At 73.2% G+C, this 14,313-nt stretch carries 11 protein-coding genes; 9 read left to right on the top strand and 2 right to left on the bottom strand.

The window, feature by feature from the left end; translation table 11 throughout:
- Window positions 1-17: 17 nt before the first annotated feature.
- Window positions 18-1,499: a helix-turn-helix domain-containing protein gene (locus tag ACIBKY_RS24795; RefSeq protein ID WP_397099813.1), complete on the bottom strand. Its 1,482-nt coding sequence runs from the start codon at window positions 1,497-1,499 to the stop codon at window positions 18-20.
- Window positions 1,500-1,572: 73 nt separating this feature from the next.
- On the opposite strand from ACIBKY_RS24795, the gene ACIBKY_RS24790 reads away from it, so the two are divergent.
- Genes ACIBKY_RS24790 through ACIBKY_RS24750 form a run of 9 tightly spaced genes read left to right on the top strand, consistent with a single transcriptional unit; the run spans window position 1,573 to window position 12,935 of the window.
- A complete protein-coding gene (locus ACIBKY_RS24790; RefSeq protein ID WP_397099811.1) occupies window positions 1,573-2,643 on the top strand; it encodes a DUF917 domain-containing protein in 1,071 nt (356 codons plus the stop codon).
- The gene (locus ACIBKY_RS24785; protein WP_379624792.1) at window positions 2,633-4,204 is read left to right on the top strand and encodes a hydantoinase/oxoprolinase N-terminal domain-containing protein; all 1,572 of its coding nucleotides are present in this window, start codon (window positions 2,633-2,635) and stop codon (window positions 4,202-4,204) included. Before ACIBKY_RS24790 ends, ACIBKY_RS24785 begins: the two co-directional genes overlap by 11 nt.
- 16 nt (window positions 4,205-4,220) lie before the next feature.
- On the top strand, window positions 4,221-5,870 hold the full coding sequence (locus ACIBKY_RS24780) for an ABC transporter substrate-binding protein (RefSeq protein WP_397099809.1): 1,650 nt from the start codon (window positions 4,221-4,223) through the stop codon (window positions 5,868-5,870).
- Window positions 5,867-6,835 (top strand): ABC transporter permease, encoded by a 969-nt coding sequence (locus ACIBKY_RS24775; protein WP_397099807.1) that lies wholly within the window; start codon window positions 5,867-5,869, stop codon window positions 6,833-6,835. The genes ACIBKY_RS24780 and ACIBKY_RS24775 overlap by 4 nt, the downstream gene beginning before the upstream one ends.
- Window positions 6,832-7,710 (top strand): ABC transporter permease, encoded by an 879-nt coding sequence (locus ACIBKY_RS24770; RefSeq protein WP_397099805.1) that lies wholly within the window; start codon window positions 6,832-6,834, stop codon window positions 7,708-7,710. Before ACIBKY_RS24775 ends, ACIBKY_RS24770 begins: the two co-directional genes overlap by 4 nt.
- Entirely contained in the window at window positions 7,710-8,654 is a 945-nt protein-coding gene (locus ACIBKY_RS24765) for an ABC transporter ATP-binding protein (RefSeq protein ID WP_397099803.1), read from the top strand. The genes ACIBKY_RS24770 and ACIBKY_RS24765 overlap by 1 nt, the downstream gene beginning before the upstream one ends.
- Window positions 8,651-9,652: an ABC transporter ATP-binding protein gene (locus tag ACIBKY_RS24760; protein WP_397099801.1), complete on the top strand. Its 1,002-nt coding sequence runs from the start codon at window positions 8,651-8,653 to the stop codon at window positions 9,650-9,652. Before ACIBKY_RS24765 ends, ACIBKY_RS24760 begins: the two co-directional genes overlap by 4 nt.
- The gene (locus ACIBKY_RS24755) at window positions 9,628-11,028 is read left to right on the top strand and encodes a serine hydrolase domain-containing protein (RefSeq protein WP_397099799.1); all 1,401 of its coding nucleotides are present in this window, start codon (window positions 9,628-9,630) and stop codon (window positions 11,026-11,028) included. Before ACIBKY_RS24760 ends, ACIBKY_RS24755 begins: the two co-directional genes overlap by 25 nt.
- Window positions 11,025-12,935 (top strand): S9 family peptidase, encoded by a 1,911-nt coding sequence (locus ACIBKY_RS24750; protein WP_397099797.1) that lies wholly within the window; start codon window positions 11,025-11,027, stop codon window positions 12,933-12,935. Before ACIBKY_RS24755 ends, ACIBKY_RS24750 begins: the two co-directional genes overlap by 4 nt.
- A 278-nt stretch (window positions 12,936-13,213) precedes the next feature.
- Here the strand turns inward: ACIBKY_RS24750 and ACIBKY_RS24745 are convergent, their stop codons facing one another.
- A complete protein-coding gene (locus tag ACIBKY_RS24745; protein WP_397099795.1) occupies window positions 13,214-14,029 on the bottom strand; it encodes a hypothetical protein in 816 nt (271 codons plus the stop codon).
- Between the last annotated feature and the right edge of the window lie 284 nt (window positions 14,030-14,313).

The following is a 14,313-nucleotide window of genomic DNA, read 5'->3' as shown; positions in this document are numbered from 1 at the left end:
CCGCCGTCACGGGCCTTCTAGGCGTTGAGCAGCCTGACCCGGCACGCCAGTTGCAGGGCGAAGCGGGTGTCCGGGTCGGCCAGGTCGGCGCCGAGCGCCTCGGTGATCCACCGGATCCGGTAGGCGACCGCGTTCGGGTGCAGGTGCAGCGTCTCGGCGGTGCGCGTGGGCGAGCTCTGCGCGTCCAGATAGGCCGACAGCGTCGTGACGCCGACCTTGGCCCGCGCCGCCCCCATGGCGTCCAGCGGGCCCAGCATCTCGGCCAGCAGGTCACGGCTCAGCGGCGAGGACGACAGCCCCGCCAGGATCCTGCGCAGGCCGGTCGCGTCGGTCTCGGCCAGCGTTCCGTGGCGGCCCGCCGCGCGCGCCGAGTCCGCCGCCACGCGCGCCTCCGCGGCCGACTGCCGCAGCCCGTCGGGCCCGGCCTGGGGGGTGCCGATCCCGCCGGTGATGACGACGTCGCCCCGCCCGGTCAGCACCTCGATCAGCCGCTGCACCTCGGCCCGCGCCCGGCGGTGCAGGTCCGTCCCGGCCGGCCCGGTGCAGACGACCACCAGGTCGCCGCCGAGCGTGGCCACGTGCCAGTCGCCCGGCTTGGAGTGGAGCACCTGCAGCGCCGACAGCTCCGCCTCGTCGAGCAGCTGGCGGGCCCGGTCCAGCGACGCCTCGCCGCGGGCGGCGGCGTCCTCGAGCTTGAGCCAGACGGCCACGTGCGTCTGTTCCACCGGAAGGTCGAGCTGGAACGCCTGCTCCACCAGCTGCGGCAGCTGGGCCCGGTCGCACAGCACGATCTGCACGATCAGCCCGGCGCGGGTGAGCGCGGGCGCGAAGCGGCGGTTGAGTTCACGCTGCCGCAGCCGGGAGACGAGCGCGGCGATCGCCGGGAGGGCGACCCTGGTCGCGTCGTCGTCCAGATCGGCCACCACGCGGGCGACCGCCTGCCGCCCCACCACGACCGCGCCCGGGTCGGACTCGCCGACCGGCATGGTCTCGTCCAGGCGCACGCGGCAGCCCAGCGCCTCGGCCGCGTGGCCGAGCAGCGTCCGCACCGCCTCGGCGCCGCCTTCCTCCGCCGCCTGCTGCGCGAGCCGGATGGCGCTCTCCGCGCGCGCGAGCGCGTCCGACGCGCCGCCCCTGACGAACCGGTCGATGTCCAGCAGGAGCCCGGCCCCGTCGCGGGCCTTGTCCGGGGCGAGCACGGGCAGTTGCGCCCGGTCGGCCAGCCGCGTGGCGGTGATCGGCAGCCGCATCGGCGCCGCGAACACCAGCCCGGTCAGCCCCCGCGAGGTCGCCTGCCGGATCGCCACGTCGATCTCGTACCCGGAGATGGACGCCGCGCCCAGGACCACGATCAGGCTGTCGGCCGGAACGCGCTCGATGGCGGCCAGCGTGTCGGCGCCCGCGACGTGCCGGATGGGCACCTCCGCCGCGGGCCCGGCGATCAGCGTGAGCCCGAACCTTGACTGGCGGCGCAACATCTCGGCGATCGTCTGTGGCATGGTCACAGATTAGGGCGGAACCTTGTGATCGCGCCATATGGGATGCGGAGGGGCCGGTGGCCATACTCATCCCATGCAGCTGACCGAGAGTGACCTTCCAGCGCTGGCGCGTGGCTGCGCCGTCTTGGGGACCGGTGGCGGCGGCTCGGTGGAGACCGCCATCCCCAGCGCCCTGCAGGCGCTGCGCGAGCACGGCCCCGTCCCGCTGGTACGGCTGGCCGACCTCGACGACGACGCGCTCATCGTCCCGATGTCCAGCATCGGCGCCCCGACCGTCGGGCACGAGATGCTCGCCAGCGCCGAACAGCCCAAGCGGCTGCGCGAGGAGGTCGAGCGCATCGCCGGCCGCCCGATCTCCGCGATCATGGCCGGCGAGATCGGCGGCAGCAACGGCGTCGAGCCGCTCGCCTGGGCGGCGCAGCTCGGCCTGCCGATGCTCGACGCCGACGGCATGGGCCGCGCCTTCCCCGAGCTTCAGATGGTGTCGATGCACGTGGCGGGCCTGACCTCCGACCTGGTGATCCTGGCCGACGTCGTCGGCAACGTGGCCGCGCTGCGCCCGATCGACGCGATCTGGTCCGAACGGCAGGCCCGCGCGCTCTGCGTGGCCAGCGGCGCGAGCACGATGATGGCCAACTACCTGATGTCAGGGGCCCAGGCCAGGGGCGCGGTCATCGAGGGCAGCGTCTCGGCCGCGCTCGACATCGGGCGCGCCACCATCGGCCAGACCGACCCGGTCGCCGCCCTCACCGAACGGCTGGCCGCCCGCCGCCTGCTCGACGGCAAGATCGTCGAAGTCGAGCGGAACACCGGCGGCGGCTTCGTCCGCGGCGCCGTCGTCATCGACGGCACCGGCTCGTACGCGGGCCGCATGGTGCGCATCGAGATCCAGAACGAGAACCTCGTCGTCTTCGAGTCCGGCGAGGTACTGGCCAGCGTCCCGGACCTGATCACCGTGGTCGACACCCAGACCGCCGAGGCGGTCTCGACCGAGACGCTGCGCTACGGCCAGCGGGTCAGCGTCCTGGCCTGGGCCTGCGACCCGCTCTGGCGTACCCCGGAGGGCATGGCCGTCGTGGGCCCGCGCGCCTTCGGCTACCACATCGACTACCGACCTGTTGAGGAGCACGTGCATGTCGGCTGATCCCAAGCGCGATCTGAAGATCGGCATCGACGTCGGCGGCACGAACACCGACGCCGTCGTGCTCGACCGGTCGGACGCCATCGTGGCCAGGACCAAGCAGCCGACCACGCGGGACGTCACCGACGGCATCCGCAGCGCGCTGGCGGTGGTGCTCGGCGAGCTCGGCGAGCGCGAGCGGCAGGTGGGCCGGATCATGCTCGGCACCACCCACGCCACCAACGCCGTCCTGCAGCGCCGGGGGCTGAGCCGGGTGGCGGTGATCCGGCTTGGGGCGCCCGCCGCCACCGCCGTGGCGCCGCTGACGACCTGGCCGGCGGACCTGCGCGAGGCGGTCGAGGCGGGGTCGGTGATGCTGGGCGGCGGCCACTTCGTCGACGGCTGGCCGATCGCCCCGCTCGACCGCGACGGCATCCGCCGCTTCCTGGGCTCGGTCGCGGGCCGGACGGAGGCGGTGGCGGTCACCGGCATCTTCAGCCCGGCCTCCGGCGAGCAGGAGCAGCACGTCGCCGAGATCGTCCGCGAGGAGCTCGGCGCCGACGTGGCGCTGTCGCTCAGCCACGAGATCGGCTCCCTCGGCCTGCTGGAGCGGGAGAACGCGACCGTGCTGAACGCCGCGCTCTACCGCGCGGCGGGCGAGGTGACCCGGGCCCTGGACGCCGTGCTCGCCGAGCGCGGCCTGGACGCGGCGGCCTTCTTCGCCCAGAACGACGGCACGCTGATGGCCCTGGAGTACGCCTCCCGCTACCCGGTGCTGACCATCGGATCCGGCCCGGCCAACTCGATCAGGGGCGCGGCGTTCCTGTCCGGGGTGGACGAGGCCATCGTGGTCGACGTCGGCGGCACCTCCACCGACCTCGGCGTGCTGGTACGCGGCTTCCCCCGCGAGTCGTCGTTCGCCACCGACATCGGCGGCGTGCGCACCAACTTCCGCATGCCGGACATCCTCAGCGTGGCCGTCGGCGGCGGCACCATCGTCGGCGGCACCCCCGAGGAGCCGGTCGTCGGGCCGGTCTCGGTCGGCTTCCGCATCACCTCCGAAGGGCTGTCCTTCGGCGGAAGCACACCGACACTCAGCGACGCCGGTTCCCTGGCGGGCCGGGTCGCGCTGGGCGACGGGCTCCGGCCCCCGGCGCGTACCCGGGCCCTGCTGGACTCCGCGCTGCGGGTGGCCGACGCGGTCATCAGCGACGCGGTGGACCAGATGTCGCTGGGCCGGCGCGACCGGCCCGTCGTCGCGGTCGGCGGCGGCGCGTTCCTCGTGCCGGACGTCGTGACCGGCGCCGCCAAGGTGCTGCGTCCCGACAACGCCGACGTGGCCAACGCCGTGGGCGCGGCCATCGCCCTGGTCAGCGGCCGGTGGGAAACGCTGGCCCCGGCCGGCGAAGGCCGTAAGCAGGCCATCGAAGAGGCAAGTGAGAAGGCGGTCCACCGGGCCGTCCAGGCGGGGGCCGACCCCGCCACGGTGCAGGTGGTCGAGATCACCGAGACACCCCTGTCATACCTGCACGAGCCGGCGGTCCGCGTCAACGTCAAGGCCGCGGGCCGGCTGGGCTGGTTGTGAATCGGAAAGGAATGCCATGTCCAAATCTCGTCGCCGGCGTGCGGCTCAGGTGTGGTGTGCCGTAACAGTGCTGGCCGCGGTGGCCACCGGGTGCGGCGCGGACGCCAAGCCCGCCGCGTCATCCCCCTCCGCCAGCGGCATCCTGAGCGTCGGCGTCACCGCCTCACTGGGCCGGATGACCTCGCTCAACCCCCTGGCCGACAACCTCTACGGTTCGTGGATCGCCCGGCAGCTGATCTATCCCGCGCTCGTCCAGCTCAACGGCACCAAGCTGGAGCCGTCATGGGCGAGCAAGTGGGACGTCTCCGAGGGCGGCCGCGTCTACACCTTCCACCTGCAGCCCGGCACCTGGTCCGACGGCAAGCCCCTCACCGCGCACGACGCCGCCTGGACGGCGAACTTCGAGCTGAAGCACGCCAGTGACGCCGCCGGTCTGGTCTCCTTCGCCCTCGAAGGGGTGAAGAGCGTCAAGGCCACCGACGACAAGACCCTGGTCGTCACCTACGCCGAGGCGATGCCCGAGAGCGTGCTCACCCTGCTGGCCAACTTCCACGTGCTGCCCAAGCACGTCTACGAGCCGCACGCGGGCGGCGACGGCTCGAAGATCCTGGCCTTCCGCCCCGAGGACAAGCTCCCCGCGGTCTCGGGCGGGCCGTTCACGGTGACCGAGTTCGCCGGCGACGGCACCACGATCTTCGAGCCCAACAAGGGCTACTTCGGCACCCCGCCGAAGGTCGGCGCGGTGGGCCTGCAGGTCTTCCAGAACGACGAGGGCCTGGCCCAGGCCCTGCGCGCCGGGACCGTCGCCTGGGGCTACGGCGGCGGCTCCGCCGTGGCCGCCTCGGTGAAGGGCGCCGCCGGCCTGAAGGTGGCCGCCTCCCCCTCCCAGGAGGTCGCCATGCTCAACATCAACACCAACCCCAAGAAGCGGGACAACCCCGAGCTGAAGCAGGTCCAGGTCCGCGAGGCGATGTCCCTGGCGCTCGACCGCGCCGAGCTCGTCGAGGTCGTGCTCAACGGGTACGGCAGGCCCGGCCGCAGCGTCCTGGCCCCCTTCCAGGACGAGTGGATCCCGAAGGACCTGCAGGCCGACCCGCACGACCCGGCCAAGGCCAACGGCATTCTCGACGGCCTCGGCTACAAGCGCGGCGCCGACGGCATCCGCGTGACCCCGGCCGGCGACCGCATGTCCTACTCCGTCGTCGTCTGGAAGGAGATCAGCCGCGTGGCCGAGATCCTGCAGAAGAACCTGGCGGAGGTCGGCATCGAGCTGAAGCCGGACATCGCCGCCGACTACACGGCCGCGGTCACCAAGCCCGACGGCAAGTACCTGGACTTCGACCTGGCCTACTCCTACTGGACGCTGTCCCCCGACCCGGGCGGCACGCTGAGGGTCTACAGCTGCGACAGCTGGGGCAGCGTCAACTTCGCCGGGTTCTGCGACAAGGACTACGACACGCTGCTCACCAAGCAGCGCGGCATGCTCGACCAGGCCGAGCGGACCGCGGCCGTCGGCACGCTGCAGAAGACGCTCCTGCGCGACACGCGGGCCGTCCTGCCGCTCTACCACGCCGAGACCGTGCACGTCGTACGCCAGGACTGGGCCGGCATCGAGACCCAGCGCTTCGGACCGGGTCTCTGGACCCAGATCCACCGCGTGTCATGAACCGGGGCGGTTACCTGGTCCGGCGCCTCGCCTCGGCCCTCGCCACCGTCGCGGCGGCGGCTGTGATCAACTTCGTGCTCTTCCGGGCCGCGCCGGGCGACGCGGCCACGCAGTACCAGATGTGCCGGACCTGCAGCGCCGAGTTCCGCGACTACCTGCGCGCGGAGCTCGGCCTGGACCGGCCGCTGCTGGAGCAGTTCTGGCTGTACGTCTCCGCGCTGTTGCGCGGGGACCTCGGCCACTCCTTCCAGACGCGGCGGCCGGTGTGGGACGAGCTGGCGGGGCCGCTGGCCAACACGCTGCCGATGGTGGGGCTCGGGCTAGCCTTCGGGCTCGCCCTCGGCCTGGTCATCGGGGTCGTCGCGGCCTGGCGGCGGGGCACGGCGGCCGACTGGGCGCCGCTGTCGGCCTCGATGTTCCTGTCGGTGCTGCCCATCCAGTGGATCGGGCTGATGTTGCTGCTGCTGTTCGGCGGCGCGCTGCCGACCGGCGGCATCTCCGACCCGTACCTGCGCTTCAGCGATCCGACGTGGTGGCAGGTGCTCGGCGACCGGCTGGAGCACCTGGCGCTGCCGTCGCTGGCGATCGGGCTGGCCTGGTGCGGCTCGTGGGCGCTGATCGCGCGCTCGGCGCTGGTCGGGGCGCTCGGCGAGGACTACATCCTCACCGCGCGCGCCAAGGGCCTGACGAGCTGGCGGATCGTGCGCCGCTACGCGCTGCCGAACTCGCTGCTGCCGATCACCACGCTGATCTTCCTCACGTTCGGCTACATCGTGGCCGGGTCGTTGCTGGTGGAGACCGTGTTCTCCTATCCGGGCATCGGGCTGGCCCTCTACCAGGCGGTCCAGAACCGCGACTACGCCGTGCTCCAGGGCGGGTTCCTGCTCCTGACGGCGGCGATCGTGGTCGCGAACCTGCTGGCCGACCTGCTCTATCTCAAGCTCGATCCGAGGATCAGGACATGAACGTGCTGCGCAGGTATCCGGGCGGCGCGCTCGGGGCGGTCATGCTCGCCGCGATCGTCGTCCTGGCCGTGCTCGCCCCGTGGATCGCGCCCTACGCGAGCCACGAGAAGGTCGGCGCGGTCTACCAGCCGCCCTCGGCGGCGCATCCGCTCGGCCTGGACGACGCCGGCATCGACATGGTGACGCTCCTGCTGTGGGGTGCCCGCACGTCGCTGCTGGTCGGGTTCGCCGCCGCGCTCATCGCCGTCGTGGTCGGCGGCGTGATCGGCCTGGCCGCCGGGTACGCCGGCGGGCGCACCGACGCCGTGCTGATGCGGCTGACCGACTACATGCTGGTGATCCCCGACATCCCGCTGCTGCTGATCGTCGCGGCGGTGTGGGGGCGCAGCATGACCGGCGTCGTGGCCATCATCGGGCTGCTGTCGTGGCCCCGGCTGGCGCGGGTGGTGCGCGCGGAGGCGCTGAGCGTGCGCGAACGCGCGTACGTGAAACGGGCGCTGACCATCGGCGCGGGGAACCTGCGGATCGTGGCGACCCACGTGCTCCCGCACGTCGTGCCGCTGCTGCTGACGCTGGCGATCTTCGCGGTGGGCAACGCCATCCTGGTCGAGACCGCCATCGCCTTCCTCGGCCTGGGCGACCCGTCGGCCCTGTCCTGGGGGCGGCTCATCCAGAACGCCTTCGCCGGGCAGGCCGTCTCCCGCGACGCCTGGTGGGCGATCGTGCCGCCCGGACTCGCGGTCGGCTGCCTGATCCTGGCGTGCACGCTGATCGGCCGGGCGCTGGAGGACCACCTCAACCCCCGGCTGCGCGCCGGGCACCTGTCGGTGCGGACCTTCCGCCTGGCTCCGGTTCCGTCGGGAGGTGAACGCTGATGTCCGCTCCGCTGCTGGAGGTCCGCGACCTGCACGTCTGGTTCGACCTGCCCCAGGGCAGGGTGCACGCGCTGCGCGGCCTGGACGTCACGGTCGGCGCGGGCGAGGGCCTGGGCCTGGTCGGCGAGTCGGGCTGCGGCAAGACCACCGCGATCCAGGCCATGATGGGACTGCTGCCGCCGTCGGCGACGGTCGCCGGGCAGGTCCTGCTCAACGGCGAGAACATCCTGGCCGGGGGCGAGGCGAGCGTACGCCGGCACCGCTGGACCGACCTGGCCATGGTCTTCCAGGGCGCCATGAACGCCTTCAGCCCGGTCGCCACCGTAGGCGCCCAGATCGCCGAGCCGATGCGCCTGCACCGCGTCGCGGAGGGCAAGCAGGCCACGGCCCGCGTACGCGAGCTGCTGGAACTCGTCGGCATCCACCCCGACAAGGCGAGCCGCTACCCGCACGAGTTCTCCGGCGGCATGCGCCAGCGCGCGGCCATCGCGATGGCGCTGGCCTGCGAGCCGAAGGTGCTGCTCGCCGACGAGCCCACCACCGCCCTGGACGTCATCGTGCAGGCCCAGGTGCTCGACCTGCTGGACCGGCTGCGCACGGAACTGGGGCTGGCGGTCGTCCTGGTCACCCACGACCTGCCCGTGGTCGGCCGCGTGTGCGGCCGGGCCGCGGTCATGTACGCGGGCCGGGTGGCCGAGAACGCCGACATCGGTGACCTGCACCTGCGCCCCGGCCACCCCTACAGCCGCGCGCTGTTCTCCGGCGGCGCCATCGCCGGAGCGCCCCCGCGCCTGGACGAGGAGTGGGCGGGCTGCGCGTTCGCCCCCCGCTGCGGGCACGCCGAGGACCGCTGCCGCACCGAGGCGCCGCGGCTGGTCCCGCTCGGCGCGCGGCAGTCCAGCGCCTGCCATCTCGCCGCATCGATCGCCGGAGGTACGGCATGAGCCTGCTCGAAGTCGACGGCCTGGCCACGCACTTCCGCCTGCGCGGACGGCCGCGCCGGGTGGTGCGCGCGGTGGACGGCGTCTCCTTCACCGTCGGACCCGGCGAACTGCTGGCCCTGGTGGGCGAGTCCGGGTCGGGCAAGACGACGACCGCCCAGTCGGTGCTGCGGATGGCCGACCCCACCGCGGGCACGGTCAGGTTCGCCGGCCAGGACATCACCGGGTTGAGCCGGCGCCGTCTCAAGCCGGTACGCCGCCGCATGCAGGTCGTCTTCCAGGATCCCTACGAGTCGCTGGACCCGCGCTTCCGCATCGGCCGCTCGGTGGCCGAGCCGCTGGCCGTCCATGGCGTCGGCACCCGCGCCGAACGCCGCGGCCTGGTGCTGGCCGCCCTCGAACGCGCCGGCCTGTCACCGGCCGCCGCCTTCGCCGACCGCTACCCGCACGAGCTGTCCGGCGGCCAGCGGCAGCGGGCGGCCATCGCCGCCGCGCTGGTCCTGGAACCCGACCTGCTCGTCGCCGACGAGCCCGTCTCCATGCTCGACGTGTCGGTACGCGCCGGCGTGCTGGCGTTGTTCGACGAGCTGCGCGCCGCCGGCCTGGGCATCCTGATGATCACGCACGACCTGTCCACCACGGCCGCGCACGCCGACCGGATCGCGGTCATGTACCTGGGCCGCATCGTCGAGGAAGGACCCGCGGCCGAGGTCATCGCCAACCCGGTCCACCCCTACACGCGCGCGCTGGTCGCCGCCGTCCCCCGGGCGGGCGAGGAACGCCGCCCGATCCCCATCAAGGCCGGTGAGCCGCCGGACCCGGCCGCCGTCCCCGCCGGGTGCCGCTTCCATCCGCGCTGCCCGGTCGCGCGGGAGGAGTGCCGCCGCGACGATCCGGCCCTGGCCGTGGTCTCCGGTGCGCATCGTGCCGCGTGCCCGGTCAACCTGCCGCCTGCCGTACCGACCGAGGAGGAGCAGTGCGCCCCGTCCCGTCCCCGATGAACCCGCCTCCCGTCCTCGCCGCCGACCTCGACGAGATCGTGCTGTCCGCGCTGGCCCGCCACCGGGTTCCCGGCTGCTCGGTCGCGATCGCGCACGGCGGGCGGCACTGGACCGGCGCGTACGGCCTGGCCAGGACCGACCCCGGGCAGCCGTTCCTGCCGCAGACGCGTATCCCGGTCGCCTCGATGACCAAGCCGTTCACCGCCACGGCGGTCCTGGCGCTGGCCGAGGCCGGAGCCGTCGACCTGGACCAGCCGGTACGCCGCTACCTGCCCGGCTTCCGCGTCGCCGACGAGTCCGCCACCGCGTCGGTGACCGTGCGGCACCTGCTCACCCATCTGACGGGCTGGCTGGGCGACGAGCCCGAGTTCGTCACCGACCGGGGGGACGGCGCGCTCGCCGCCCAGGTGGCCGCCTTCTCCGCGCTGCCGCAGTTCCTGCCGCCCGGCACGACCTTCTCCTACTGCAACACCGGCCTGGACGTGGCCGGGCGGCTGGTCGAGGTCGTGAGCGGGCAGAGCTACGAGTCGTTCGTCGAGGACCGCGTCCTGACCCCGCTCGGCATGACCGGCTCGACCTTCTTCGCCGAACGCGTGGTCTCCCAGCCCGCCGCCGCCGGCCACACCCGCGAGGACGACGGCACCCCGCACCCCGTCCAGGACGCGTGGCTGCTGCCCCGCGGCGTCAACCCCTCCGGCGGCCTGATCTCCACGGCCGGCGACCAGCTGCGCTGGATGCGCTGGTGGCTGGGCGAGCTGGACGCGGCCGGGCCGCTGTCGCCGCGGACACGCCGGGCGATGATCTCCGACCCCGTGCCCGTGCGGGCGGGACAGGCCGCGACCGGGCTCGGCTGGCACCTCGACTACCTGCCGCGCGGAGCCTCGCACGTGAGCGCCGTCTACCACGAGGGCAGCCTGCACGGCACCGCCACCGTCTGCCGCTTCGTGCCCGAGGCCGGCCTCGCGGTGGTGGTGCTCACCAACGCCGACGACGGGCAGCTGGCCTACCGGGAGATCAGCGACACGCTGCTGGCCGAGCTGGCCGGGATCGGCAAACCGGACCGCAAGGTCTTCCGGGACACCGGCGAGCATGAGCTCGCCCCCTACGCGGGCACCTACAGCACACCCGAGCGCCAGGACACCTCCTCGCGCGTCGAGGTCACCGCCGGGCCGGGCACCCTGCGCCTGCGGGTGACGACCGTCCACTACGACCGGCCGCTGGAGATGGGCGCGGGCCGTGTGGAGTCCGACGAGTTCGCGCTCCTGGACGGCCCGTGGCGCGACGAGCCCCTCGCGTTCCTGCGTGAACCCAACGGCGGCCTGCTCGGGCTCCGCGTCGCCGGCCGTGTCTTTCTCTACCAAGGAGGTACCGCGTGAAGCGCCGCCTGACGCTCGACGACCTGTGGGACTTCGCGATCCCCAGCTCCCCCGCCCTGTCTCCCGACGGCTCACGCGTCGTCTACGTGCTGCGCACCGCCGAGCGCGAGCCCGACCGCAACGTGCGCGCGCTGTGGATCGTCGGCACCGGCGGTACGGCGCAGCCGCGCCGGCTGACCAACGGCCCGTCCGACGGCGCACCGGCCTGGTCGCCGGACGGATCCCGGCTGGCGTTCCTGCGCGAGGGGCAGCTGTACACGCTGCGCCCGGACGGCGGCGAGCCCGAGCGGCTCACCGACCTGCCGCTCGGCGCCGGAGCGCCCCGCTGGAGCCCGGACGGCGAGCGGATCGCCTTCTCCGCGGCGGTACGCGTGGCCGAATCCTGGCCGGGTGGCCCCGTGGTCGTCGACCGGCTCGGCTACAAGGCCGACGGCGCCGGGCTGCGCGCCACCGTCCGCCGCCAGGTGCACGTCCTCGACGTGGGCACCGGGCAGGTGCGGCAGGTCACCTCCGGCGACTGGGACGCCGGCGAGCCCGCCTGGTCGCCGGACGGGACGCGGCTGGCCTACACCTCGGGGGCCGGGCAGAACGCCGACCTGACGCTGACGGCGGCGCCGTACGTGGTGGAACTCGACGGCGGGCGGCCGCGGCCGGTCGGCGACGAGAAGGGCTGGTTCGGCGGCGTCCACTGGTACCCGGACGGTTCCGCGCTGCTCGCGGTCGGCCTGCCGGAGGTGCGCATCGGGCACACGCGGCTGGTGAAGCTCCCCCTGGACGGCGCCCCGCCCGTCGACCTGACCCGGGACCTGGACCGCAACGTGATGCCGGGCGGTCCGGAGTGGCCGGGCGGCGCCCCCCGCTTCACCCGCGACGGCGCGCACGTGCTCTTCTGCGCCCGCGAGCGCGGCAGCACTCTGCTGTACCGGGTGCCCGCGGACGGCGGCCGTCCGGAGCCGGTCCTGACCGGCAGCGTCTCCGGGCTGAGCACCTCCCCCGACGACGTCACCGCGATCGTCTCCGTCACCACGCGCTCCCACGGCGAGATCGCGCTGGCCGACCTGGACACCGGGCAGGTGCGCGAGCTGACCGCGCACACCGCGACCGCGCTGCCGGACGTCGAGTTCATCCAGCCGCAGGAGCGGGAGTTCACGATCGGCGACGGAAGCACCGTCCACGGCTGGATCCTGCGCGAGCCCGGCGCCACCGGCGCGGGACCCCTCCTGCTGGACGCGCACGGCGGCCCGCACCTGGCCTGGGCGCCCCACCTCGAACCCGCCCACCCCTACCACCAGCTGCTGGCCGCCCAGGGCTGGACCGTACTCCTGCTCAACCCGCGCGCCAGCGACGGCTACGGCGAGGACTTCTACGCCGCCAGCGTCGGCCACTGGGGCAGGGGCGACGAGCGCGACTTCCTCGACCCCGTGGAGCGGCTGGTCGACGAGGGCGTGGCCGACCCCGACCGGCTGACGATCTGCGGCTACAGCTACGGCGGCTTCACCACCTGCCATCTGACCACGCGTACCGACCGCTTCGCCGCCGCCGTCGCCGGCGGGCCGGTGACCAACCTGCTCAGCATGTCCGGCAGCTCCGACGACAGCCACGTCTTCGCCGCGCTGGAGTTCGGCGGCGACGTCTACGCCGGGGGCGAGCTCCTGCGGGCGCAGTCGCCCATCGAGCGCGTACGGCACGTGCGCACCCCGACCCTGCTCGTGCACGCGATCAACGACGACCGCTGCCCCGTGGGCCAGTCGGAGGAATGGTTCACGGCGCTGCGCACGCTCGGCGTCCCCACCGAGATGGTCCTCTACCCCGACGAGTCCCACCAGTTCCTGGTAGACGGCCGCCCGTCGAACCGGGTGGACTACAGCCGCCAGATCGTTCGCTGGCTCACCAGCCACGTCCACTGACGCTTCGCGAGCGCGGGCCGCGGTGCGGCGCGGACGCCCGGCCTGGCGCAGACGTGCGCCAGGCGCCGTCTTGCCCGAGGTCTCACGGACGAACCGCGCCGCGGCGGCCTTCTTCTTGGCGTGGTGGTCACCCGCCCGGCCGCGGAGGGCGGCTCATCCGCCGTGCACCCGTCAGCCGGGCAGAGTACGGATGGCGCTCGGCGACCCGCGCGTGCGCGCAGGCATGAGCGGCACAGGATCGAGACCGGCGCCATCGTGTCGTTGCGGGGCCGCCCGGTTCACCCGCGTTCCGCCCGAGGCTTCGAGGAGGTTTCGAGCTGCGCCGAGGGCGGCCGCAAGGCCAGGGCCCAGATCAGCGATACCAACGCGATCCCGCACGCGTTCGCCGTGACCAGGAACGCCATGTACCCCGTCCATCCCGCCAGGGCGGTGACGGTCCCGGAAATCGCGAACAACTCCCCCATGCACAGAGTGACCACGATGACCATCGTCGTCGCGCGCCCGGCGATACCGGGGGCCAGCTCGTTGAAGAACTTCGCTTCGAGGCCAAGGGCGATCAGGAGCAGCGGCAGGACCTGGCTCATTTGCGCGAAGTACTGCTGGTCGACCTTTTCGATGTAGCCGCCCCAGACGATGGATGCGAAATACATGGCTCCCGTGCCGATCAGCAGGGGGAGCGTACTGCGGAATCGTCGCCATCCGGCCTTGGCCGCCCCGACCGCGTCGCCTGCCCGCGGATCGTCCGCGGCCCGCTTGTTCCCGCGAGGGGCGAAGCGAACTCCGGCCAGCGAGGCGACGATGAAGATCTGCGCGATGAGATATCCGAGGGCGATGGCCACGTCGACCCCGACAGGCCCACCCTCCTCCCGGGAAGCCGGCAGAAGGCCCAGCCCCACCGAGATCACGGCGGCGGTCAAGGCCCACACGACCTTGATCTTCCAGCCACGCGGCCGGAACAACCACGGGATCGCGACGATGACGATGATCAGCGCCAGATCGACCCATGGCAGCAGGGGTTCGACGTTGGTCCTGAACGTCTCGTCGTACGCCTCGAGAATCTCCTCCGTGATGGGCCAGACGGCGAAGGTCAACATCAAGGCCAGTGCGAGCGGCAGCAGACCGGAGCGCCGTCCATGGTGTCCACCCCTGGCGAGAGGTGATGCAGGGTCGTCGGTGCCGGAAGCCCGCGGCTCACCTTGCGGTGGTGCGGGATTTTGCGGGGCGGAAGTCTGCGGCTGATCATCTGGCGACCCTGACGGGCGAACCGGCCGGCTCCGTGACACCGCTCCCGCCACGAATCCCACCGCCGCCCCTATCGCAGCGCCTGCCGCCACGGTCATCCAGAAGAGGCCATGCCGGCTGGAACCCGGGGTGCGTG

Source organism: Nonomuraea sp. NPDC050394 (genome assembly GCF_044459065.1).
Classification (GTDB): domain Bacteria; phylum Actinomycetota; class Actinomycetes; order Streptosporangiales; family Streptosporangiaceae; genus Nonomuraea.
This window is presented reverse-complemented; position numbering and strand designations above follow the sequence as displayed.